This is a genomic window from Pseudomonas sp. PS01300 (assembly GCF_029960155.1).
In the GTDB taxonomy this organism is placed as follows: domain Bacteria; phylum Pseudomonadota; class Gammaproteobacteria; order Pseudomonadales; family Pseudomonadaceae; genus Aquipseudomonas; species Aquipseudomonas palmensis.
In genome coordinates, this window is the sequence record NZ_JASCPN010000036.1 from 32343 (window position 1) to 54645 (window position 22303).

Sequence of the window (22303 nt, forward strand, 5' to 3'; positions counted from 1 at the left end):
CGATGCGCGCAACGGGTGCATAATCGCCAGCCTGACCACCATCGCCAAGGGACTGCATGATGCAATTGGACAAGAACGGGTTGCCGCTGCTGGAGCAGTTTGGCGAAGAAGGTTTTGTGGACTGCGTGTTTCAGGTGCAGCACCTGATGCAGGATGACGTGCACTACCACTTTGACCTGCGTGCCGCGTTCGCCGGGCACTCGGTGGGTGTGCGGGCGCGGCTGCGGCGCGACGTGCAGCCGGGGTTCGATGGCGAGATGAACGTGATACAGGCGCACTTCTACAGCGACGGGCTCGAGATCTCGTCGCTGGGCCTGGAGACCGAGCGGTTCATCGAGGCGCTGGCACAGCTGTATGAAATCGAGCTGGTCGATGGCCCCGGGGCGGTCGGCGAGCGCTTCAGCGTGATTGCGCTGCACCAGGCGGACACCGGGCTTGAAGCGGGTGCGGTGCGCCTGAAGGTGTTCGGCAACGACCGTTCGGATTCGGCGCCAGGCAGCTACTACGAAAGCTTCTTCAATGTCGACCTGCCAGCCGGTCATGTGTACTGGAACGAGAAGGACGTGGAGTATCGCGCACCGATGCTCAATGCACTGGCCGGGCTGGTGGGCCAAGGCGTGGCCGCGGCGTGAGTGCTCACGGGCCGCTTCACCTCCTGGCGGCCCGCTAGAGGTACCGCGAGGCCCGCACGTGCGCTGAACATCGCAAGCGTGTCAGGGCCACCGCCCACCGAGGTTTCCCCAGAACGCAAAACGCCCGATGCAGCGCATCGGGCGTTTGTCTTGAAGCGCGGCGTTGGCCAGGGCTCAGAACGGGATGTCGTCATCGAAGCTGTCGAAGTCGGCAGCCGGCTGCGGCGCAGGCTGTTGCGGCGCAGGGCGCTGCTGAGGGGCCTGCTGCGGACGCTGCTGAGGCGCCTGCTGACGTGGGGCCTGGTTGTAGTTGTTGCCACCCTGCTGCGAACCGTCCTGGTTCTGCGGACGACCACCCAGCAGCTGCATGGTGCCCTGCATGTCGACGATGATCTCGGTGGTGTAACGCTTGATGCCGTCCTTTTCCCACTCGCGGGTCTGCAGCTTGCCCTCGATGTACACCTGCGAACCCTTGCGCAGGTACTCGCCGGCAATCTCGGCAACCTTGCCGAACATCGACACACGGTGCCACTCGGTACGCTCGACCTTCTGGCCGGTCTGCTTGTCGGTCCACTGCTCGCTGGTGGCCAGGCTGAGGTTGGTCACCGCGTTGCCGTTGGGCAGGTGGCGAACTTCAGGGTCCTGGCCGCAAGTGCCGACCAAAATGACTTTGTTAACCCCACGGGCCATAACGTTCTCCTAGGCTTGGCACGCCGCGGGCGCCGGGTTTACCAGCAGCTCCAGGGCCGTACGATCCAAAATTTGTGTATCCAGTTTGATATAGATGGCGGCTTCCTCTGCCACCACCACTGCGTCGGTCACACCCGGCACGGCCTTGAGGCGCTCGGTCAAGCCCGCTTCGCGCATCGCTTCTGGCGACAACGGCAAGCGCAGGCTCGTCACGTAAGGTGGTTCGCGCATAGTAACAGCTATGGCCAACCAAAGGGCACAGAGGCCTGCGCACCCCAGGAAAACCACGCTCAAGCCGCCATGCTGGAACAACCAGCCACCCATGATCCCGCCCAGCGCCGCCCCCAGGAACTGGCTGGTGGAATACACCCCCATCGCCGTGCCCTTGCCACCGGCCGGCGACACCTTGCTGATCAGCGAAGGCAACGAGGCTTCGAGCAGGTTGAAGGCGGTGAAGAAGATCACCGTGCCGATCACCAGTGACTGCAGGCTGTTGCCCAGCTCCCAGAAAAACAGCTCTGTGAGCATGAGCACACTGACCGCGCCCAGCAGGACACGTTTCATCTTGCGCTTTTTTTCACCGTAGATGATGAACGGAATCATTGCGAAGAATGAAACCAGCAAGGCGGTGAGGTAGACCCACCAGTGCTCCTCTTTCGGCAACCCGCCACGCTCCACGAACGCCAGCGGCAAGGCGACGAAGCTGGCCATGAGGATGGCGTGCAGCACGAAGATGCCGACGTCCAGGCGCAGCAGGTCGGGGTGACGCAGGGTCGGCCCCAGGGCCTGCTTGGCCACGCCCGACTCGCGATGCGCCAGCGGGCCGTTGGAGGCCGGAACCACGAAGGCGATCAGGCCGATGCCCACCACCGCCATCGCTGCGGTGGCCAGGAACAACCCCGACAGGCCGAAGGCCCGCGTTACCAGTGGCCCCACGACCATCGCCACGGCGAACGACAGGCCGATGCTCATGCCGATCATGGCCATGGCCTTGGTGCGGTGCTGTTCGCGGGTGAGGTCCGAGAGCAACGCCATGACTGCCGCGGAGATGGCGCCCGCACCCTGCAGGATGCGCCCGGCGATCACGCCCCAGATCGAGTCGGCCTGCGCTGCCAGCACGCTGCCCAGGGCAAAGATCACCAGCCCCAGGTAGATCACCGGCCGACGGCCGATGCGGTCGGAAATGACCCCGAACGGAATCTGCAATACGGCCTGGGTCAGGCCATAGGCACCGATGGCCAGGCCGATGAGCGCCGGCGTGGCGCCCGCCAGGTCCATGCCATAGGTGGCCAGTACCGGCAGCACCATGAACATGCCCAGCATACGGAAGGCGAACACCAGGGCCAGGCCGCCTGCGGCGCGGGTCTCGCTGCCGCTCATGCGTTCGCTGTGGGGATCGTGCATGGATAAACCTCGTGTGAACCGGCGGCGATTCTACCAGTCGGATCGGTTAACGGCATATACGCGACGCTTTGCCGCGTGGTGGCAGCGCGCCGTATACTCCTCCGTTTATGCCCGCCAAGCGAGGCCGCAGTGGACAAGATCCTGATACGTGGGGCACGTACCCACAACCTTAAGAACATCGACCTGACCCTGCCCCGGGACAAACTGATCGTCATCACCGGTCTGTCCGGGTCCGGCAAGTCATCGCTGGCGTTCGACACCCTGTATGCCGAAGGCCAGCGCCGCTACGTGGAATCGCTGTCGGCGTATGCCCGCCAGTTCCTGTCGATGATGGAAAAGCCAGACGTCGACACCATCGAGGGGCTGTCACCGGCCATCTCGATCGAGCAGAAGTCGACCTCGCACAACCCGCGCTCGACCGTGGGCACCATCACCGAGATCTACGATTACCTGCGCCTGCTGTATGCCCGTGTGGGCACCCCACGCTGCCCCGACCACGACATCCCGCTCGAAGCCCAGACTGTCAGCCAGATGGTCGACCTGGTGCTGGCGCAGCCCGAGGGCAGCAAGCTGATGCTGCTGGCTCCGGTGATTCGCGAGCGCAAGGGCGAGCACCTGGCGGTGTTCGAAGAGCTGCGTGCCCAGGGCTTCGTGCGCGCACGGGTCAACGGCAAGCTGTACGAGCTGGACGAGTTGCCCAAGCTCGACAAGCAGAAGAAGCACAGCATCGATGTGGTGGTCGACCGCTTCAAGGTGCGCGACGACCTGCAGCAGCGCCTGGCCGAATCGTTCGAAACAGCCCTTAAGCTGGCCGATGGCATCGCCCTGGTGGCGCCGATGGACGACGAGCCGGGTGAAGAGATGATCTTCTCGGCGCGCTTCGCCTGCCCGATCTGCGGCCACGCGATCAGCGAGCTGGAGCCCAAGCTGTTCTCCTTCAACAACCCGGCCGGCGCCTGCCCGACCTGCGACGGCCTGGGCGTGAAGCAGTTCTTCGACATCAAGCGCCTGGTCAACGGCGAGCTGACCCTGGCCGAGGGCGCGATTCGCGGCTGGGACCGGCGCAATGTGTATTACTTCCAGATGCTCGGCTCGCTGGCCGCGCATTACGGGTTCAGCCTGGAGGTGCCGTTCAACGAGCTGCCGGCCGACCAGCAGAAGGTGATCCTGAACGGCAGTGGCAAGCACAACGTCGACTTCAAGTACCTCAACGACCGGGGCGATATCGTCAAGCGCTCGCACCCCTTCGAGGGCATCGTGCCGAACCTGGAGCGGCGCTACCGCGAGACCGAATCGGCCACCGTGCGTGAAGAGCTGGCCAAGTTCCTCAGCACCCAGCCCTGCCCCGACTGCCGCGGCACCCGCCTGCGCCGCGAGGCGCGCCATGTGTGGGTGGGCGAGAAGACCCTGCCGGCGGTTACCAACCTTCCGATCGGCGATGCCAGCGACTACTTCGGCGGCCTCAAGCTGACCGGGCGCCGTGGCGAGATCGCCGACAAGATCCTCAAGGAAATCTGCGAACGCCTGCAGTTTCTGGTGAACGTGGGCCTGGACTACCTGACGCTGGATCGCAGCGCCGATACCCTGTCGGGCGGCGAGGCCCAGCGTATCCGCCTGGCCAGCCAGATCGGCGCCGGCCTGGTGGGGGTGATGTACATTCTCGACGAGCCATCCATCGGCCTGCACCAGCGCGACAACGATCGCCTGCTGGGCACCCTCAACCACCTGCGCGACATCGGCAACACGGTGATCGTGGTGGAGCACGACGAGGACGCCATCCGCATGGCCGACTACGTGGTGGATATCGGCCCGGGCGCGGGCGTGCATGGCGGCCAGATCGTGGCCGAGGGCACCCCGGCCGAGGTGATGGCGCACCCGGACTCGCTGACCGGCAAGTACCTGTCGGGCCGCGTGAAGATCGCCGTGCCGGCCAAGCGCACCCCGCGCAACAAGAAGCTGTCGCTCAAACTCAAGGGCGCACGCGGCAACAACCTGCAGAACGTCGACCTGGAGATCCCGATCGGCCTGCTGACCTGCGTGACCGGCGTGTCCGGTTCGGGCAAGTCGACGCTGATCAACAACACCCTGTTCCCACTGGCGGCAACCGCGCTCAACGGTGCCAGCACGCTGGAAGCTGCGGCCCACGACAGCTGCGATGGCCTGCAGCACCTGGACAAGGTGGTGGACATCGACCAGAGCCCGATCGGGCGTACACCGCGCTCCAACCCGGCAACCTACACCGGGCTGTTCACGCCGATCCGCGAGCTGTTCAGCGGCGTGCCGGAGTCGCGCTCGCGCGGCTACGGGCCAGGGCGTTTCTCGTTCAACGTCAAGGGCGGGCGCTGCGAGGCGTGCCAGGGCGATGGCCTGATCAAGGTCGAGATGCACTTCCTGCCCGACATCTACGTGCCGTGCGACGTGTGCAAGAGCAAGCGTTACAACCGCGAAACGCTGGAGATCAAGTACAAGGGCAAGAACATCCACGAGGTGCTGGAAATGACCATCGAGGAAGCCCGCGAGTTCTTCGATGCGGTGCCGGCACTGGCGCGCAAGCTGCAGACGCTGATGGACGTGGGCCTGTCGTACATCAAGCTGGGCCAGTCGGCGACCACCCTGTCCGGTGGTGAGGCGCAGCGGGTCAAGCTGTCACGCGAGCTGTCCAAGCGCGATACGGGCAAGACGCTGTACATCCTCGATGAGCCGACCACTGGCCTGCACTTTGCCGATATCCAGCAACTGCTGGACGTGCTGCATCGCCTGCGTGACCACGGCAACACCGTGGTGGTGATCGAGCACAACCTGGACGTGATCAAGACCGCCGACTGGCTGGTGGACCTTGGGCCGGAAGGCGGCTCCAAGGGCGGACAGATCATCGCCTGCGGCACGCCGGAGGAGCTGGCCGAGATGAAGCAGTCGCACACGGGGTATTACCTCAAGCCGCTGCTGGCGCGCGACCGGGCCTGAACTGCAGGAGCCGGCCTTGCCGGCTCCTGCACAGCGGCATGCGGGCACAAAAAAAGGCCATCGGGTACGCCCCGATGGCCTTTTTCGTTGCGCGGCGGATTACATCTGCGATTGCAGGTAGTTCTCCAGGCCCAGCGACTTGATCAGACCCTGCTGCTTCTCCAGCCAGTAGGTGTGATCTTCTTCGGTGTCGGCCAACTGCACGCGCAGGATGTCACGGCTGACGTAGTCCTTGTGCAGCTCGCACAGCTCGATGCCTTTGCACAGCGCAGCGCGCACCTTGTACTCAAGGCGCAGGTCGGCGGCGATCATCTCGGGCACGGTGGTACCGATGTCCAGGTCGTCCGGGCGCATGCGCGGGGTGCCTTCGAGCATGAGAATGCGGCGCATCAGGGCGTCGGCGTGTTGTGCCTCTTCTTCCATCTCGTGGTTGATACGCTCGTAGAGCTTGCTGAAGCCCCAGTCTTCGTACATGCGCGAGTGGATGAAGTATTGGTCACGTGCCGCCAGTTCGCCCGTCAGCAACGTGTTGAGATAATCGATTACGTCCGGGTGACCTTGCATTGCCCTGACTCTCCCTGTGTGAAAGCCATAGTTTGAACCAGGATGACTGTAAGGTCACTGCAAATTGCGCTAAAACCGCTAAAAAAGTGGGTAAACAGTAGTCAATTGCATTGAAAAACCGCCCAGATGAGGGCGGTTCTTCTTATCACTTCGACTTAGGCCAGATTGAGACCCAATGCCTTTGCGATTCCCCCTCCGTAGGCCGGATCGGCCTTGAAGAAGTGCTGCAGCTGACGCTCCACCACATCGCGCGAGACGCTGGCCATGGTGCCGGCGATGTTGGCGATCAGCAGGGCCTTCTGCTCATTGTTCATCAGGCGGAACAGCGCACCGGCGTGGCTGTAGTAGTCGGTGTCTTCACGATGATCGTAACGGTCTGCTGCGCCACCGAGGGCCAGTGCAGGCTCAGCGTACTGCGGGGCCTGCTTGGGTGCGTCGGCGTAGCTGTTGGGCTCGTAGTTGGGCGCCGCGCCGCCGTTGCTGCCAAAGGCCATCGAACCATCGCGCTGGTAGCTGTTCACCGGGCTGCGTGGGGCGTTTACCGGCAGTTGCTGGTGGTTGGTACCCACACGGTAACGGTGAGCGTCTGCGTAGGCGAATACGCGGCCCTGCAGCATGCGGTCTGGCGACAGCCCCACACCCGGGATCATGTTGCTGGGGCCGAACGCGGCCTGCTCGACTTCGGCAAAGTAGTTGAGCGGGTTGCGGTTGAGCTCCAGTTCGCCCACCTCGATCAGCGGATAGTCCTTCTGCGACCAGGTCTTGGTCACGTCGAACGGGTTCTCGGCACGGCTGGCGGCCTCGGCTTCGCTCATTACCTGGATGCACACGCTCCATTTCGGGAAGTCACCGCGCTCGATTGCTTCGAACAGGTCGCGCTGGGCGTAATCCGGGTCGGTACCGGCCAGGCGGGCCGCCTCGGCAGGCGCCAGGTTCTTGATGCCCTGCTTGGTCTTGAAGTGCCACTTGACCCAGGTACGCTGGCCCTGTGCGTTGATCAGGCTGTAGGTGTGGCTGCCAAAACCGTGCATGTGACGGTAGCCGTCCGGGATGCCGCGGTCGGAGAACAGGATGGTGACCTGGTGCAGCGATTCGGGCGAATGCGACCAGAAGTCCCACATCATCTGCGGGCTTTTCAGGTTGCTTTGAGGCAGGCGCTTCTGGGTGTGGATGAAGTCCGGGAACTTCAACGGATCACGGATGAAGAACACCGGCGTGTTGTTGCCCACGATGTCCCAGTTGCCTTCCTCGGTGTAGAACTTGAGTGCAAAACCGCGAGGGTCACGCTCGGTATCGGCCGAACCCCGCTCGCCACCCACTGTGGAGAAACGCAGGAAGGTCTCGGTCTGCTTGCCGACGCTGCTGAACAGCTTGGCGCAGGTGTACTGGGTGATATCACGGCTGACGGTGAACGTGCCATAGGCACCCGACCCCTTGGCGTGTACACGGCGCTCAGGGATGTTCTCGCGGTTGAAGTGCGCAAGCTTTTCAATCAGGTGGAAGTCTTCCAGCAACAACGGACCCCGCGGGCCTGCCGAACGCGAGTTCTGGTTGTCGGCGACCGGCGCGCCACTGGCGGTGGTCAGCGTTTTGTTCTGGCTCATGCACTCTCTCCTTAATCAGACTTTTGCGGCCGGCTAATCGGCGTAGGCAGAAGTATCGACCAGGAACATGACACCATCAAATTCATTACATGACTGAGATCAATAGATTATTTCAATTCACGCAGAAACAAAAAACCGGGCACTGGGCCCGGTTCCTTGTTACAGACTGTTCGCCTTACTCAGCAGCTTCAACCGAGCCACCAACAGGACGATCAACCAGCTCGACGTACGCCATAGGTGCGTTATCGCCAGCGCGGAAACCGCACTTGAGGATACGCAGGTAGCCGCCCTGACGGGTGGCATAGCGCTTGCCCAGATCGTTGAACAGCTTACCGACGATTTCTTTCGAACGGGTACGGTCGAAAGCCAGACGACGGTTAGCAACGCTGTCTTCCTTGGCCAGGGTGATCAGCGGCTCGGCAACGCGGCGCAGTTCCTTGGCTTTTGGCAGAGTAGTTTTGATCAGCTCGTGCTCGAACAGCGACACCGCCATGTTCTGGAACATGGCCTTACGGTGAGAGCTGGTACGGCTCAGGTGACGTCCACTTTTACGATGACGCATGGGTTCATTCCTTACCAAACACTACGTTCGGTGATTACGACGATCAGGCAGTCGCCTTGTCGTCCTTCTTAAGACTTGCAGGCGGCCAGTTGTCGAGGCGCATGCCGAGGGACAGACCACGGGAGGCCAGAACGTCCTTGATTTCGGTCAAGGATTTCTTGCCCAGGTTCGGAGTCTTCAACAGTTCTACTTCGGTACGCTGAATCAGGTCGCCGATGTAGTAAATGTTCTCCGCCTTAAGGCAGTTGGCCGAACGCACGGTCAATTCCAGATCGTCAACCGGACGAAGCAGGATCGGATCGATCTCGTCTTCCTGTTCGACTACCACTGGTTCGCTGTCACCCTTGAGGTCGACGAATGCAGCCAACTGCTGTTGCAGGATGGTTGCAGCACGACGGATTGCCTCTTCAGGATCCAGAGTACCGTTGGTTTCCAGATCAATAACCAGCTTGTCCAGGTTAGTACGCTGCTCGACACGGGCGTTTTCCACCACGTATGCGATACGGCGAACCGGGCTGAACGAAGAGTCGAGCTGCAAGCGACCAATGCTGCGGCTTTCGTCTTCATCGCTCTGACGCGAATCGGCCGGTTCATAACCACGACCACGAGCTACGGTGAGCTTCATGTTCAAGGCGCCATTGGACGCCAGGTTAGCGATTACGTGATCGGGGTTAACGATCTCGACATCATGATCCAGCTGAATATCGGCAGCGGTAACCACCCCCGAACCCTTCTTCGACAAGGTCAGCGTAACTTCGTCACGACCGTGCAGTTTGATAGCCAGGCCTTTCAGGTTCAACAGGATTTCAATGACGTCTTCCTGAACACCTTCGATGGCGGAGTACTCGTGGAGTACACCGTCGATCTCGGCCTCGACTACTGCACAGCCAGGCATGGAGGACAACAGGATGCGGCGCAGCGCGTTGCCCAGGGTATGGCCAAAACCACGCTCGAGAGGCTCGAGAGTGATTTTAGCGCGGGTTGGACTGACGACCTGCACATCGATGTGGCGGGGCGTCAGGAACTCATTTACCGAAATCTGCATGGATGCACCTATTTTCTAGCCCTTACTTGGAGTAGAGCTCGACAATCAGGCTTTCGTTGATGTCGGCAGACAGATCACTGCGAGCAGGAACGTTCTTGAAAACGCCCGACTTCTTCGCGGTGTCTACATCTACCCACTCAACGCGGCCACGCTGGGCGCACAGTTCAAGGGCTTGAACAATGCGCAGCTGGTTCAGCGACTTCTCGCGAACCGCGACCACGTCACCCGGACGAACTTGGTAGGACGGAACGTTTACAGTCTTGCCGTTAACGCTGATCGCTTTGTGCGAAACCAGCTGACGGGATTCGGCACGAGTAGCGCCAAAGCCCATACGATAAACGACGTTATCCAGACGGCATTCGAGCAGTTGCAGCAGGTTCTCACCAGTAGCGCCCTTCGAGGAGGCCGCTTGCTTGTAGTAACCGCTGAACTGACGCTCGAGCACGCCGTAGATACGACGGACTTTTTGCTTTTCACGCAGCTGGGTGCCGTAGTCGGACTGACGACCGCGGCGCTGACCGTGAATACCTGGGGCTGCTTCGATGTTGCACTTCGATTCCAGAGCGCGAACGCCGCTCTTCAGGAACAGATCGGTGCCTTCACGACGAGACAGTTTGCATTTTGGACCAATGTAACGTGCCATTTATCTGTCTCCTGATTACACGCGGCGCTTCTTCGGCGGACGGCACCCGTTATGCGGGATTGGCGTCACGTCGGTGATGCTGGCGATCTTGTAGCCACAGCCGTTCAGAGCACGAACAGCGGACTCACGACCTGGACCTGGACCCTTGACGTTGACGTCGAGGTTCTTCAGACCATATTCCAGCGCAGCTTGACCAGCACGCTCAGCAGCTACTTGAGCAGCGAACGGGGTGGACTTGCGGGAACCGCGGAAACCCGAACCGCCGGAGGTAGCCCAGGACAGGGCGTTACCTTGACGATCGGTAATGGTCACGATGGTGTTGTTAAAGGACGCATGGATGTGGGCGATGCCATCAACCACTGTCTTTTTAACTTTTTTACGAGGACGAGCAGCAGGTTTTGCCATGTCTATATTCCTGTCGATTCGCTGGTGCGATTACTTGCGGATCGGCTTACGCGGACCTTTACGGGTACGCGCGTTGGTCTTGGTACGCTGACCGCGTACTGGCAGACCCCGACGATGACGCAGGCCGCGGTAGCAACCCAGGTCCATCAACCGCTTGATTTTCATGTTGATGTCGCGACGCAGGTCACCTTCAGTGGTGAACTTCGCAACTTCGCTACGCAGCTGTTCAATCTGCTCGTCGCTCAGATCTTTGATCTTCACGGCTGGGTTGACCCCAGTGTCTGCACAGATTTTCTGTGCAGTTGTGCGACCGACACCATAGATGTAGGTCAGCGAGATAACAGTGTGCTTGTTATCTGGAATGTTAACGCCTGCAATACGGGCCATTCAGTGGGACTCCAATTGACAGCTACCTACGCCCCGGAAGCCAAGAAATAGGGCGCGAGATAATATCGCTGTAGAAACAAATAATCAACCCAGCAGCGCACTAGCTGCTGGGTTTGAAGCACAGATCACACTCAGCCTTGGCGCTGCTTGTGACGTGGTTCCGCGCTGCAAATCACTCGCACAACACCTTCGCGGCGAATAATTTTGCAGTTACGGCACAGCTTTTTCACCGATGCACGAACTTTCATCACCAACTCCTCGAACCTTAAGGGTCTCTCAGCGCAGCATTCCGCTGCCACCGTAGCCTTTCAGGTTGGCTTTCTTCATCAGGGATTCGTACTGGTGCGAAACGAGGTGCGATTGTACTTGGGACATGAAGTCCATCACAACCACTACCACAATCAGCAACGAGGTCCCGCCAAGGTAGAACGGAACGTTTGCCGCTACCACCAGGAACTGGGGCAACAGACACACGGCCGTCATATAAAGAGCACCGAACATGGTCAAGCGGGTCAGAACGCCATCAATGTAGCGCGCCGACTGCTCGCCTGGACGGATGCCCGGAATAAAGGCACCGGACTTCTTCAGGTTTTCCGCTACGTCTTTCGGATTGAACATCAACGCCGTATAGAAGAAGCAGAAGAAAATAATCCCTGCACTAAACAGCAGAATATTCAACGGCTGACCAGGAGCGATCGACTGCGAGATGTCCTGCAGCCAGCCCATACCTTCAGACTGACCAAACCAGGCACCCAGCGAAGCCGGGAACAGCAAAATGCTGCTTGCGAAGATGGCTGGGATGACCCCGGCCATGTTCACCTTCAGCGGCAAGTGGCTAGTCTGCGCAGCGAAGACCTTGCGGCCCTGCTGACGCTTGGCGTAGTGAACGGCGATTCGACGCTGACCACGCTCAATGAACACCACAAAACCGATAATCGCTACTGCCAGCAAACCGATAGCGACCAGAGCGAAAATGTTGATATCGCCCGTACGTGCAGACTCGAAAGACTGCCCGATTGCTCTCGGAAGACCGGCGACGATACCTGCGAAAATCAACATCGAGATACCGTTGCCTACACCGCGCTCCGTGATTTGCTCACCCAGCCACATCATGAACATCGCACCCGCCACAAATGTGGAGACCGCGACGAAATGGAAGCCAAAGTCAGCAGAAAACGCTACACCCTGACCGGCCAGGCCGATGGACATGCCAACAGCCTGGACCAGCGCCAGGATAACGGTGCCGTAGCGGGTGTACTGGCTGATCTTGCGACGGCCAGCTTCACCTTCCTTCTTCAACTGCTCCAGCTGCGGGCTGACGGCGGTCATCAGCTGCATGATGATCGATGCCGAAATGTACGGCATGATCCCCAGTGCAAAGATGCTCATCCGTTCCAGCGCGCCGCCGGAAAACATGTTGAACAAGCTAAGAATGGTCCCCTCATTCTGTCGAAACAGTTCCGCCAGCCGGTCCGGGTTGATGCCTGGAACTGGGATGTGTGCGCCTATCCGATAGACGATGATCGCCAGAAACAGAAAACGCAGACGAGCCCAAAGTTCAGACATCCCGCCTTTACCGAGCGAAGAGAGAGCACCTTGCTTAGCCATTTATTCCTCGAACTTGCCGCCAGCTGCTTCGATAGCCGCACGCGCACCTTTGGTGGCTGCGATACCCTTGATGGTGACCGCGCGAGTAACTTCGCCGGACAGCATGATTTTCACACGCTGTACGTTTTGGTTAATCACGTTGGCATCCTTCAAGGATTGCACGGTGACAACGTCGCCTTCCACTTTGGCCAGCTCGGACAGACGCACTTCTGCGCGGTCCATGGCTTTCAGGGAAACGAAGCCGAATTTCGGCAGACGACGGTGCAGCGGCTGTTGACCGCCTTCAAAGCCTGGAGCGATGGTGCCACCGGAGCGGGAGGTCTGACCTTTGTGGCCGCGGCCACCGGTCTTGCCCAAACCACTACCGATACCACGACCCGGACGATGCTTCTCGCGACGGGAACCCGGCGCTGGACTCAGATCATTGAGTTTCATCGATTAACCCTCGACGCGCAGCATGTAGTAAGCCTTGTTGATCATCCCGCGATTCTCGGGAGTATCCAGGACTTCTACAGTGTGACCGATGCGGCGCAGACCCAGACCCTTAACACACAGTTTGTGGTTAGGGAGACGGCCGGCGGTGCTTTTGATCAGCGTTACTTTGACGGTAGCCATGATCAGCGGATCTCCTCGACGCTCTTGCCGCGCTTGGCAGCAATGGATTCAGGAGATTGCATAGCCTTCAGACCCTTGAAAGTGGCATGAACCACGTTCACTGGGTTGGTCGAGCCGTAGCACTTGGCCAGGACGTTCTGAACGCCAGCAACTTCCAGGACAGCACGCATCGCGCCACCGGCGATGATACCGGTACCGTCGGAAGCAGGCTGCATGTACACCTTCGAAGCGCCGTGGGCGGACTTGGTGGCGTACTGCAGAGTGGTGCCGTTCAGGTCTACCTGAATCATGTTGCGACGGGCAGCTTCCATGGCTTTCTGGATCGCAGCAGGTACTTCGCGCGATTTGCCACGGCCGAAACCAACGCGACCCTTGCCATCACCTACCACGGTCAACGCGGTGAAGGTGAAGATACGGCCGCCTTTTACGGTTTTGGCTACGCGGTTAACTTGAACCAGCTTCTCGATGTAGCCTTCGTCGCGCTTTTGATCGTTATTTGACATAACTTAGAACTCCAGTCCGCCTTCACGAGCACCATCTGCCAGCGCTTTAACGCGGCCGTGGTACTTGAAGCCAGAACGGTCAAAGGCAACTTGAGATACACCGGCGGCTTTCGCGCGCTCAGCTACCAGCTTGCCAACCTTAGTGGCCGCGTCGATGTTGCCAGTGGCGCCATCACGCAGGTCTTTGTCCAAAGTCGAGGCGCTGGCCAGGACTTTGCTGCCGTCGGCCGAAATGACCTGGGCATAGATGTGCTGCGAGGAGCGGAACACGCAGAGACGCACGACTTCGAGTTCGTGCATTTTCAGGCGTGCTTTGCGAGCGCGACGCAGTCGAGTAACTTTTTTGTCGGTCATTTGCTATGCCCTACTTCTTCTTGGCTTCTTTACGACGGACGACTTCGTCCGCGTAACGCACACCCTTGCCTTTGTACGGCTCTGGTGGACGGAAGTCGCGGATTTCAGCGGCCACCTGACCTACCAGCTGCTTGTCGATACCCTTGATCAGGATGTCGGTCTGGCTAGGGGTCTCAGCGGTGATGCCCTCAGGCAGTTCATAATCCACTGGGTGCGAGAAGCCGAGCGCCAGGTTCAGCACGGTGCCCTTGGCTTGCGCCTTGTAACCAACACCGACCAGCTGGAGCTTGCGCTCGAAGCCTTGGCTTACGCCCTGGACCATGTTGTTCACGAGTGCACGGGTAGTGCCGGCCATTGCGCGAGTTTGTTGGTCGCCGTTGCGAGCAGCGAAACGCAGCTCACCAGCTTCTTCAACAACTTCAACGGACGAGTGAACGTTCAGTTCGAGAGTGCCCTTGGCACCCTTCACCGAAAGCTGTTGGCCGACGAATTTGACTTCGACACCGGCTGGCAGCTTAACGGGGTTCTTAGCGACGCGAGACATGCTTATCCCCCCTTAGAACACTGTGCAGAGTACTTCGCCGCCGACACCGGCAGCGCGCGCAGCACGATCAGTCATCACACCTTTGTTGGTGGAGACGATAGACACGCCCAGACCGCCACGTACTTTCGGCAGTTCTTCGACGGACTTGTACTGACGCAGGCCTGGACGACTTACGCGCTTGACTTCCTCGATGACCGGACGGCCTTCGAAGTATTTCAGCTCGATGGACAGCGAAGGTTTGACTTCACTGCTGACCTGATAACCCGCGATGTAACCTTCGTCTTTCAGAACTTTGGCTACAGCCACCTTCAGGGTCGAGGACGGCATGCTTACGACGGACTTTTCAGCCATCTGGGCATTACGGATTCGAGTTAGCATGTCCGCTAACGGGTCCTGCATACTCATGGGCTAGACGCTCCTGATACAAGAAAAATTAGCCTTTCGGCTACTACAGTCACCTGAACACAACGGGCAAAAAACCCGGGCTCAGGTGAGCCGGTCATTCTAGACACATCCCAGAAACGAAACAAGCCCCATAAGGGGCTTGTTTCGTTGCAAGATCACCGGCGGTCGGAAGATCACTCCCCCGCCGCCAGGGCCCTGCCGGTACGTCTTACCAGCTGGCTTTGACCAGACCTGGAACGTCACCGCGCATTGCTGCTTCACGCAGCTTGTTACGGCCGAGGCCGAACTTGCGGTAAACGCCGTGTGGACGACCGGTGATGCGGCAGCGGTTACGCATGCGCGAGGCGCTTGCGTCACGTGGCTGCTTCTGCAGAGCGATCGAGGCTGCCCAACGTTCTTCTGGAGTTGCATTCAGATTAACGATGGTAGCTTTGAGCTCAGCACGCTTCTTGGCGTATTTAGCAACCGTGAGCTGACGCTTCAGCTCGCGGTTTTTCATGCTCTTCTTGGCCATTTTCCTACTCCAATCAGTTGCGGAACGGGAATTTGAAAGCGCGCAGCAGAGCGCGACCTTCGTCATCCGTACGAGCAGTGGTGGTCAGGGTAATGTCCAGACCGCGCAGAGCATCGATCTTGTCGTAGTCGATTTCCGGGAAGATGATCTGCTCTTTCACGCCCATGCTGTAGTTGCCACGACCGTCGAAGGACTTGGCATTCAGGCCGCGGAAGTCGCGAACCCGAGGCAGGGAGATCGCCAGCAGGCGGTCCAGGAATTCGTACATACGATCACGGCGCAGAGTGACTTTGACGCCGATCGGCCAGCCCTCACGGACTTTAAAGCCCGCGATGGATTTCCGAGCGAAAGTCACAACGGCTTTTTGACCGGTGATCTTCTCGAGGTCAGCTACAGCGTGCTCGATGACTTTCTTGTCGCCGACAGCTTCGCCCAGACCCATGTTCAGGGTGATCTTGGTAACGCGCGGAACTTCCATCACGTTCGCCAGCTTAAGTTCTTCCTTAAGCTTGGGAGCAATTTCCTTCCGGTAAATCTCTTTCAGTCGTGCCATGGTCTTCTACCTAGCAGTGTTCAAGCATCAACCGCTTTTTGGGTCGACTTGAAGACACGAATTTTTTTGCCTTCTTCTACTTTGAAACCAACGCGGTCAGCCTTGTTGGTTTCGCCGTTGAAGATGGCGACGTTGGAAGCGTGCAGTGGCGCTTCTTTCTCGACGATACCGCCTTGTACGCCCGACATAGGGTTAGGCTTGGTATGACGCTTCACCAGGTTGATCCCACCAACGACCAGACGGTCGTCAGCGAGAACCTTGAGCACCTTACCGCGCTTACCTTTGTCTTTGCCGGCGATCACGATGATCTCGTCGTCACGACGAATCTTTTGCATGTCGGATCTCCTTACAGCACTTCTGGGGCGAGCGAGACGATCTTCATGAACTTCTCAGTACGAAGTTCACGGGTCACTGGCCCAAAGATACGGGTGCCGATCGGCTCTTGCTTGTTGTTCAGCAGAACAGCAGCATTGCCATCAAAGCGGATGATGGAGCCGTCAGCACGACGGACACCGTGGCGAGTGCGGACTACAACAGCAGTCATCACCTGGCCTTTCTTCACTTTACCGCGAGGAATTGCTTCCTTGACGGTTACCTTGATGATGTCACCGATACCGGCGTAGCGACGGTGCGAACCGCCGAGCACCTTGATGCACATGACGCGACGAGCGCCGCTGTTATCGGCCACATCGAGCATGGATTGAGTCTGAATCATAAAATTTCTCCGACCCCTAGCCCTTAGACTTCAACAGCGCGTTCGAGAACTTCAACCAGTGCCCAGGACTTGGTCTTGGCCAGCGGACGAGTCTCGCGGATGGAGACCTTGTCGCCGATGTGGCACTGGTTGGTTTCGTCGTGCGCGTGCAGCTTAGTCGAACGCTTAACGTATTTACCGTAGATCGGGTGCTTTACGCGACGCTCGATCAGTACGGTGATGGTTTTGTCCATCTTGTCGCTGACGACACGGCCAGTCAGCGTACGGACGGTTTTTTCAGCTTCAGCCATGATCACTTACCTGCCTGCTGGTTGAGCACAGTTTTCACGCGAGCGATGTCACGCTTAACTTGCGAGAGCAGGTGCGACTGCCCCAACTGGCCAGTTGCCTTCTGCATACGCAGATTGAACTGGTCGCGCAGCAAGCCGAGCAGTTGCTCGTTCAGCTGCTGTGCTGATTTTTCACGAAGTTCATTCGCTTTCATCACATCACCGTCCGCTTAACAAAGGAGGTGGCGAGAGGCAGCTTTGCAGCCGCCAAGGCGAATGCCTCACGCGCCAGCTCTTCAGAAACACCCTCGATCTCGTACAGGACCTTGCCTGGCTGGATCTGGGCAACCCAGTACTCCACGGAACCCTTACCTTTACCCATCCGCACTTCGAGAGGCTTCTTGGAGATCGGCTTGTCCGGGAATACACGGATCCAGATCTTGCCGCCACGTTTTACGTGACGGGTCAGGGCACGACGTGCCGATTCGATCTGGCGAGCGGTGAGACGACCGCGAGCAACAGCTTTCAGAGCAAACTCGCCGAAGCTGACTTTGCTACCGCGCAGTGCCAGACCACGGTTGTGGCCAGTCATCTGCTTGCGGAATTTTGTACGCTTTGGTTGCAACATTTGGCGTACCCCTTACTTAGCAGCTTTTTTACGAGGCGCTGGTGCTTGTGGTTTCAGTTCTTCTTGGCGACCACCAATAACTTCGCCTTTGAAAATCCAAACCTTCACACCGATCACACCGTAAGTGGTGTGAGCTTCGTAAGTGGCATAGTCGATGTCGGCACGCAGGGTGTGCAGTGGCACACGACCTTCGCGATACCATTCAGTACGTGCGATTTCAGCACCGCCGAGACGACCGCTCACCTGGATCTTGATGCCCTTGGCACCAATACGCATGGCGTTCTGTACAGCGCGCTTCATGGCGCGACGGAACATCACACGACGCTCCAGCTGCTGAGCTACGCTCTGAGCTACCAGCATACCGTCGAGTTCCGGCTTGCGGATCTCTTCGATATTGATGTGCACAGGCACACCCATTTGCTTGGTCAGGTCCTGACGCAGTTTCTCAACATCTTCACCTTTCTTCCCGATAACGATACCTGGACGAGCGGTGTGGATGGTGATGCGTGCAGTTTGAGCCGGACGATGGATATCGATACGGCTAACGGACGCGCTTTTTAGTTTGTCTTGGAGGTACTCACGCACATTCAGATCTGCGAGCAAATAGTCCGCATAAGTCCGACCGTCTGCGTACCAGACGGAGGTGTGCTCCTTGACGATTCCCAGGCGAATGCCAGTGGGATGTACTTTCTGACCCATCTGATCGACTCCGTTACTTGTCCGCAACCTTGACAGTGATATGGCAAGACCGCTTGACGATGCGATCAGCGCGGCCTTTGGCACGCGGCATGATGCGCTTCAGCGAACGCCCTTCGTTGACGAAAACGGTGGAGACCTTCAGGTCATCAACGTCTGCGCCTTCGTTATGCTCGGCGTTGGCTACGGCCGACTCGAGGACTTTCTTCATGATTTCAGCGGCTTTTTTGCTGCTGAAGGCCAACAGGTTGAGCGCTTCGCCCACCTTCTTCCCGCGGATCTGGTCGGCGACCAAGCGGGCTTTCTGGGCGGAGATGCGAGCGCCCGACAACTTAGCGGCTACTTCCATTTCCTTACCCCTTAACGCTTGGCTTTCTTGTCAGCCACGTGCCCGCGGTAGGTGCGGGTACCGGCGAACTCGCCCAGTTTATGGCCGACCATGTCTTCGTTCACGAGAACTGGGACGTGTTGGCGACCGTTGTGTACCGCGATGGTCAGACCGACCATTTGTGGCAGGATCATCGAACGGCGCGACCAGGTCTTAACTGGTTTGCGATCGTTCTTTTCCGCCGCCACTTCGATCTTCTTCAGTAGGTGAAGATCGATAAAAGGACCTTTTTTCAGAGAACGTGGCACTGTCGTATCCCTCTATTTACTTGCGACGACGGACGATCATTTTGTCGGTACGCTTATTACCACGAGTCTTCGCGCCCTTAGTCGGGAAGCCCCATGGCGATACCGGATGACGACCACCGGAGGTACGACCTTCACCACCACCATGTGGGTGGTCAACCGGGTTCATGGCAACACCACGAACGGTTGGGCGAACGCCACGCCAGCGTTTGGCACCAGCTTTACCCAGCGAACGCAGGCTGTGCTCGGAGTTCGAGACTTCGCCCAGGGTCGCACGGCACTCAGCCAGGACTTTACGCATTTCACCAGAGCGCAGACGCAGGGTCACATAGACACCTTCGCGAGCGATCAGCTGAGCCGAAGCACCAGCGGAACGAGCGATCTGTGCACCTTTGCCCGGCTTCAGTTCGATGCCGTGAATGGTGCTACCCACTGGAATGTTGCGCAGTTGCAGGGAGTTGCCTGGCTTGATTGGAGCCAGAGCACCTGCGATCAGCTGGTCGCCAGCACTCACGCCTTTAGGGGCGATGATGTAGCGGCGCTCGCCGTCTGCGTAGCAGAGCAGTGCGATGTGAGCAGTACGGTTCGGGTCGTATTCGATACGCTCGACAGTGGCGACGATGCCGTCCTTGTCGTTGCGACGGAAGTCGACCATACGGTAATGCTGCTTATGACCACCACCTACGTGACGCGTAGTGATGCGGCCATTGTTGTTACGACCACCAGACTTCGATTTCTTCTCGAGCAGCGGTGCGTGAGGAGCGCCTTTATGCAGCTCCTTGTTGACCACCTTGACCACGAAACGGCGGCCAGGGGAAGTCGGTTTGCATTTAACGATTGCCATGATGCACCCCTTCCTTACTCAGCACTGCTGCTGAAATCGAGATCTTGGCCGGGTTGAAGGGAGATGATCGCCTTCTTCCAGTCATTACGCTTGCCCAGACCGCGAGCGGTACGCTTGGTCTTACCCAGAACGTTCAGGGTAGTCACGCTTTCCACTTTCACGCTGAACAGGCTTTCGACGGCCTTCTTGATTTCCAGCTTGGTTGCGTCGGTAGCAACCTTGAAAACGAACTGGCCTTTCTTGTCAGCCAGAACCGTGGCCTTCTCGGAAACGTGCGGGCCAAGTAGAACTTTAAATACGCGTTCCTGGTTCATCCCAGCAGCTCCTCGAATTTCTTCACGGCCGACACGGTGATCAACACCTTGTCGTATGCGATCAGACTGACCGGATCGGAACCCTGTACGTCACGTACATCGACGTGCGGCAGGTTGCGAGCAGCCAGGTACAGATTCTGATCAACAGCATCAGAAACGATCAGTACGTCGCTCAGACCCATGCCGTTCAGTTTGTTCAGCAGGTCTTTGGTTTTCGGTGCTTCAACAGCGAAGTCCTGAACCACGACCAGACGGTCGGTACGCACCAGCTCGGCGAGGATGGAACGCATTGCTGCGCGGTACATCTTCTTGTTGAGCTTCTGCGAGTGGTCTTGAGGACGAGCTGCGAAAGTGGTACCGCCGCCACGCCAGATTGGGCTACGGATAGTACCGGCACGAGCGCGGCCAGTGCCTTTCTGACGCCATGGGCGCTTGCCGCCACCAGCAACGTCGGAACGGGTTTTCTGCTGCTTGGTGCCCTGACGGCCGCCGGCCATGTAGGCCACGACTGCTTGGTGTACCAGCGTCTCGTTGAATTCGCCGCCGAAAGTCAGTTCGGAAACTTCGATCGCTTGAGCGTCATTTACATTTAGTTGCATGTCAGCTTCCCCTTAACCGCGAGCCTTGGCAGCCGGACGCACAACCAGATTGCCGCCAGTAGCGCCAGGAACGGCACCCTTGACCAGCAACAGATTGCGTTCAGCGTCGACGCGCACTACTTCGAGGGACTGAACGGTCACGCGCTCGGCGCCCATGTGACCGGACATTTTTTTGCCCTTGAATACACGACCAGGAGTCTGGCACTGGCCGATAGAGCCCGGGACGCGGTGGGAAACGGAGTTACCGTGGGTATTGTCTTGACCGCGGAAATTCCAACGCTTGATGGTACCGGCAAAGCCTTTACCTTTCGACTGACCGGTAACGTCTACCATTTGGCCAGCAGCGAAGATTTCTGCATTGATCAAGTCGCCAGCCTGGTACTCGCCTTCTTCAAGACGGAATTCCCAGACACCGCGACCAGCGGCAACGTTCGCTTTAGCGAAGTGACCTGCTTGAGCAGCAGTCACACGCGAAGCGCGACGCTCGCCAACAGTGACTTGCACTGCGCGATAGCCATCAGTTTCTTCGGTTTTGAACTGGGTGACGCGATTCGGCTCGATCTCAATGACCGTGACCGGAATGGAGACACCTTCTTCGGTGAAAATACGGGTCATACCGCATTTACGACCGACTACACCAATAGTCATGTTGTAAACCTCATGAGTGTACGGGGCTTTCACCCGCTATGGCCGCCCATTTCAGAGCGTTACACGACTAAGACCCGAGTCTTAGCCGAGGCTGATCTGCACTTCCACGCCTGCCGCAAGATCGAGCTTCATAAGAGCATCAACGGTTTTATCCGTTGGCTGGACGATGTCCAGTACGCGCTTATGAGTACGGATCTCGTACTGGTCACGCGCGTCTTTGTTGACGTGCGGGGAGACCAGAACGGTGAACCGCTCTTTACGGGTAGGCAGTGGAATTGGACCACGCACTTGAGCACCAGTACGTTTCGCGGTTTCCACGATTTCCTGGGTGGATTGGTCGATCAGGCGATGGTCAAAAGCCTTCAACCTGATACGGATTTGCTGATTTTGCATTGGATTTCAGACTCCAGGCTGCTATTCCCACCGGGCGCACTACGCCCGTTAAAAGGAGGCGTGATTCTATAGACACCCCCACTGAGTGTCAACCCAATAAAAAAGCCCCCGCAAAAGCGGGGGCCTTTCTAAACGATCAACGATTACTCGATGATTTTGGCTACGACGCCGGCGCCGACGGTACGACCGCCTTCACGGATAGCGAAGCGCAGACCGTCTTCCATCGCGATGGTCTTGATCAGAGTGACAGTCATCTGGATGTTGTCACCTGGCATTACCATTTCAACGCCTTCTGGCAGCTCGCAGTTACCAGTCACGTCAGTAGTACGGAAGTAGAACTGTGGACGGTAGCCTTTGAAGAACGGAGTGTGACGGCCGCCTTCTTCCTTGCTCAGAACATAGACTTCTGCGGTGAACTTGGTGTGCGGCTTGACCGAACCTGGCTTGACCAGAACCTGGCCACGCTCAACGTCGTCACGCTTGGTGCCGCGCAGCAGCACGCCGCAGTTCTCGCCAGCACGACCTTCGTCCAGCAGCTTGCGGAACATCTCAACACCGGTGCAGGTGG

General features: G+C 58.6%; 35 protein-coding genes. 2 read left to right on the forward strand and 33 right to left on the reverse strand.

The annotated features are described in order from the left end of the window. Positions 1-59: 59 nt before the first annotated feature. Positions 60-632, forward strand: a complete 573-nt coding sequence (locus tag QMX96_RS17335; RefSeq protein ID WP_052504272.1) for a hypothetical protein — start codon at positions 60-62, stop codon at positions 630-632. 174 nt (positions 633-806) lie between these two features. Here the strand turns inward: QMX96_RS17335 and QMX96_RS17340 are convergent, their stop codons facing one another. Then, on the reverse strand, positions 807-1322 hold the full coding sequence (locus QMX96_RS17340) for a single-stranded DNA-binding protein (protein WP_043861918.1): 516 nt from the start codon (positions 1320-1322) through the stop codon (positions 807-809). Between the two features lie 9 nt (positions 1323-1331). Next, positions 1332-2726, reverse strand: a complete 1395-nt coding sequence (locus QMX96_RS17345; protein WP_054916437.1) for an MFS transporter — start codon at positions 2724-2726, stop codon at positions 1332-1334. A 129-nt stretch (positions 2727-2855) separates the two neighbouring features. Here QMX96_RS17345 and uvrA point away from each other — a divergent pair, with 129 nt between their 5' ends. Then, on the forward strand, positions 2856-5690 hold the full coding sequence (gene uvrA, locus QMX96_RS17350; RefSeq protein ID WP_043861920.1) for an excinuclease ABC subunit UvrA: 2835 nt from the start codon (positions 2856-2858) through the stop codon (positions 5688-5690). Positions 5691-5789: 99 nt separating this feature from the next. On the opposite strand, the gene bfr is transcribed toward uvrA, so the two are convergent. From bfr to QMX96_RS17505, 31 genes are all read right to left on the reverse strand, one after another. Continuing rightward, the gene (gene bfr / locus QMX96_RS17355; RefSeq protein ID WP_043861921.1) at positions 5790-6254 is read right to left on the reverse strand and encodes a bacterioferritin; all 465 of its coding nucleotides are present in this window, start codon (positions 6252-6254) and stop codon (positions 5790-5792) included. 155 nt (positions 6255-6409) lie between these two features. Next, complete coding sequence (locus QMX96_RS17360) at positions 6410-7858, reverse strand: catalase (RefSeq protein WP_282362096.1); 1449 nt, start codon at positions 7856-7858, stop codon at positions 6410-6412. A gap of 175 nt (positions 7859-8033) precedes the next feature. Next, positions 8034-8420, reverse strand: coding sequence for a 50S ribosomal protein L17 (gene rplQ / locus QMX96_RS17365; RefSeq protein WP_002555463.1), 387 nt, complete (start codon positions 8418-8420; stop codon positions 8034-8036). 43 nt (positions 8421-8463) lie between these two features. Next, the gene (gene rpoA / locus QMX96_RS17370; protein ID WP_003186012.1) at positions 8464-9465 is read right to left on the reverse strand and encodes a DNA-directed RNA polymerase subunit alpha; all 1002 of its coding nucleotides are present in this window, start codon (positions 9463-9465) and stop codon (positions 8464-8466) included. A 22-nt stretch (positions 9466-9487) separates the two neighbouring features. Beyond that, positions 9488-10108: a 30S ribosomal protein S4 gene (rpsD, locus tag QMX96_RS17375; RefSeq protein ID WP_043861923.1), complete on the reverse strand. Its 621-nt coding sequence runs from the start codon at positions 10106-10108 to the stop codon at positions 9488-9490. A 15-nt stretch (positions 10109-10123) separates the two neighbouring features. Continuing rightward, positions 10124-10513, reverse strand: coding sequence for a 30S ribosomal protein S11 (gene rpsK / locus QMX96_RS17380; RefSeq protein ID WP_002555466.1), 390 nt, complete (start codon positions 10511-10513; stop codon positions 10124-10126). Positions 10514-10543: 30 nt separating this feature from the next. After that, positions 10544-10900, reverse strand: a complete 357-nt coding sequence (rpsM, locus tag QMX96_RS17385; protein WP_043861924.1) for a 30S ribosomal protein S13 — start codon at positions 10898-10900, stop codon at positions 10544-10546. A gap of 131 nt (positions 10901-11031) precedes the next feature. Next, positions 11032-11148 carry a 50S ribosomal protein L36 gene (gene rpmJ, locus QMX96_RS17390; protein WP_002555468.1) on the reverse strand — a complete coding sequence of 39 codons (117 nt, stop codon included), beginning with the start codon at positions 11146-11148 and terminating at the stop codon, positions 11032-11034. Between the two features lie 28 nt (positions 11149-11176). Next, positions 11177-12508, reverse strand: a complete 1332-nt coding sequence (gene secY, locus QMX96_RS17395; protein WP_043861925.1) for a preprotein translocase subunit SecY — start codon at positions 12506-12508, stop codon at positions 11177-11179. After that, a complete protein-coding gene (rplO, locus tag QMX96_RS17400) occupies positions 12509-12943 on the reverse strand; it encodes a 50S ribosomal protein L15 (RefSeq protein ID WP_010220318.1) in 435 nt (144 codons plus the stop codon). It abuts the gene before it with no gap. Positions 12944-12946: 3 nt separating this feature from the next. Then, complete coding sequence (gene rpmD / locus QMX96_RS17405; protein ID WP_010220317.1) at positions 12947-13123, reverse strand: 50S ribosomal protein L30; 177 nt, start codon at positions 13121-13123, stop codon at positions 12947-12949. A 2-nt stretch (positions 13124-13125) separates the two neighbouring features. Beyond that, positions 13126-13626: a 30S ribosomal protein S5 gene (gene rpsE / locus QMX96_RS17410; protein WP_043861926.1), complete on the reverse strand. Its 501-nt coding sequence runs from the start codon at positions 13624-13626 to the stop codon at positions 13126-13128. 3 nt (positions 13627-13629) lie between these two features. Then, positions 13630-13980, reverse strand: a complete 351-nt coding sequence (gene rplR / locus QMX96_RS17415) for a 50S ribosomal protein L18 (RefSeq protein ID WP_043861927.1) — start codon at positions 13978-13980, stop codon at positions 13630-13632. A gap of 10 nt (positions 13981-13990) precedes the next feature. Next, complete coding sequence (gene rplF, locus QMX96_RS17420) at positions 13991-14524, reverse strand: 50S ribosomal protein L6 (RefSeq protein WP_043861928.1); 534 nt, start codon at positions 14522-14524, stop codon at positions 13991-13993. A gap of 12 nt (positions 14525-14536) precedes the next feature. Further along, positions 14537-14929: a 30S ribosomal protein S8 gene (gene rpsH, locus QMX96_RS17425; protein WP_010220313.1), complete on the reverse strand. Its 393-nt coding sequence runs from the start codon at positions 14927-14929 to the stop codon at positions 14537-14539. Between the two features lie 208 nt (positions 14930-15137). Further along, positions 15138-15443: a 30S ribosomal protein S14 gene (gene rpsN / locus QMX96_RS17430; RefSeq protein WP_043861929.1), complete on the reverse strand. Its 306-nt coding sequence runs from the start codon at positions 15441-15443 to the stop codon at positions 15138-15140. A 13-nt stretch (positions 15444-15456) separates the two neighbouring features. Beyond that, positions 15457-15996, reverse strand: a complete 540-nt coding sequence (rplE, locus tag QMX96_RS17435; RefSeq protein ID WP_043861930.1) for a 50S ribosomal protein L5 — start codon at positions 15994-15996, stop codon at positions 15457-15459. A 20-nt stretch (positions 15997-16016) separates the two neighbouring features. Continuing rightward, positions 16017-16331, reverse strand: a complete 315-nt coding sequence (rplX, locus tag QMX96_RS17440; protein WP_008374158.1) for a 50S ribosomal protein L24 — start codon at positions 16329-16331, stop codon at positions 16017-16019. An 11-nt stretch (positions 16332-16342) separates the two neighbouring features. After that, the gene (rplN, locus tag QMX96_RS17445; protein ID WP_002555479.1) at positions 16343-16711 is read right to left on the reverse strand and encodes a 50S ribosomal protein L14; all 369 of its coding nucleotides are present in this window, start codon (positions 16709-16711) and stop codon (positions 16343-16345) included. Positions 16712-16734: 23 nt separating this feature from the next. Continuing rightward, on the reverse strand, positions 16735-17001 hold the full coding sequence (rpsQ, locus tag QMX96_RS17450; RefSeq protein ID WP_008374160.1) for a 30S ribosomal protein S17: 267 nt from the start codon (positions 16999-17001) through the stop codon (positions 16735-16737). A gap of 2 nt (positions 17002-17003) precedes the next feature. Beyond that, positions 17004-17195, reverse strand: a complete 192-nt coding sequence (gene rpmC, locus QMX96_RS17455) for a 50S ribosomal protein L29 (RefSeq protein ID WP_002555481.1) — start codon at positions 17193-17195, stop codon at positions 17004-17006. Beyond that, a complete protein-coding gene (gene rplP, locus QMX96_RS17460) occupies positions 17195-17608 on the reverse strand; it encodes a 50S ribosomal protein L16 (RefSeq protein ID WP_003255479.1) in 414 nt (137 codons plus the stop codon). Before rplP ends, rpmC begins: the two co-directional genes overlap by 1 nt. A 12-nt stretch (positions 17609-17620) precedes the next feature. Continuing rightward, positions 17621-18307, reverse strand: a complete 687-nt coding sequence (rpsC, locus tag QMX96_RS17465; protein ID WP_010220308.1) for a 30S ribosomal protein S3 — start codon at positions 18305-18307, stop codon at positions 17621-17623. A 13-nt stretch (positions 18308-18320) separates the two neighbouring features. Further along, on the reverse strand, positions 18321-18653 hold the full coding sequence (gene rplV / locus QMX96_RS17470) for a 50S ribosomal protein L22 (protein WP_003103908.1): 333 nt from the start codon (positions 18651-18653) through the stop codon (positions 18321-18323). An 11-nt stretch (positions 18654-18664) separates the two neighbouring features. Continuing rightward, positions 18665-18940 carry a 30S ribosomal protein S19 gene (gene rpsS / locus QMX96_RS17475; RefSeq protein WP_002555486.1) on the reverse strand — a complete coding sequence of 92 codons (276 nt, stop codon included), beginning with the start codon at positions 18938-18940 and terminating at the stop codon, positions 18665-18667. Between the two features lie 16 nt (positions 18941-18956). After that, complete coding sequence (gene rplB / locus QMX96_RS17480) at positions 18957-19781, reverse strand: 50S ribosomal protein L2 (RefSeq protein ID WP_078481646.1); 825 nt, start codon at positions 19779-19781, stop codon at positions 18957-18959. Between the two features lie 14 nt (positions 19782-19795). Next, complete coding sequence (rplW, locus tag QMX96_RS17485) at positions 19796-20095, reverse strand: 50S ribosomal protein L23 (protein WP_009397515.1); 300 nt, start codon at positions 20093-20095, stop codon at positions 19796-19798. Beyond that, the gene (gene rplD, locus QMX96_RS17490) at positions 20092-20694 is read right to left on the reverse strand and encodes a 50S ribosomal protein L4 (protein ID WP_010220305.1); all 603 of its coding nucleotides are present in this window, start codon (positions 20692-20694) and stop codon (positions 20092-20094) included. The genes rplW and rplD overlap by 4 nt, the downstream gene beginning before the upstream one ends. A 12-nt stretch (positions 20695-20706) precedes the next feature. Then, positions 20707-21342 (reverse strand): 50S ribosomal protein L3, encoded by a 636-nt coding sequence (rplC, locus tag QMX96_RS17495; RefSeq protein WP_043861931.1) that lies wholly within the window; start codon positions 21340-21342, stop codon positions 20707-20709. 81 nt (positions 21343-21423) lie between these two features. After that, a complete protein-coding gene (gene rpsJ / locus QMX96_RS17500) occupies positions 21424-21735 on the reverse strand; it encodes a 30S ribosomal protein S10 (RefSeq protein WP_003186070.1) in 312 nt (103 codons plus the stop codon). 143 nt (positions 21736-21878) lie between these two features. After that, on the reverse strand, positions 21879-22303 hold a 425-nt coding region (locus tag QMX96_RS17505), incomplete at its 5' end, for an EF-Tu/IF-2/RF-3 family GTPase (protein ID WP_267800942.1).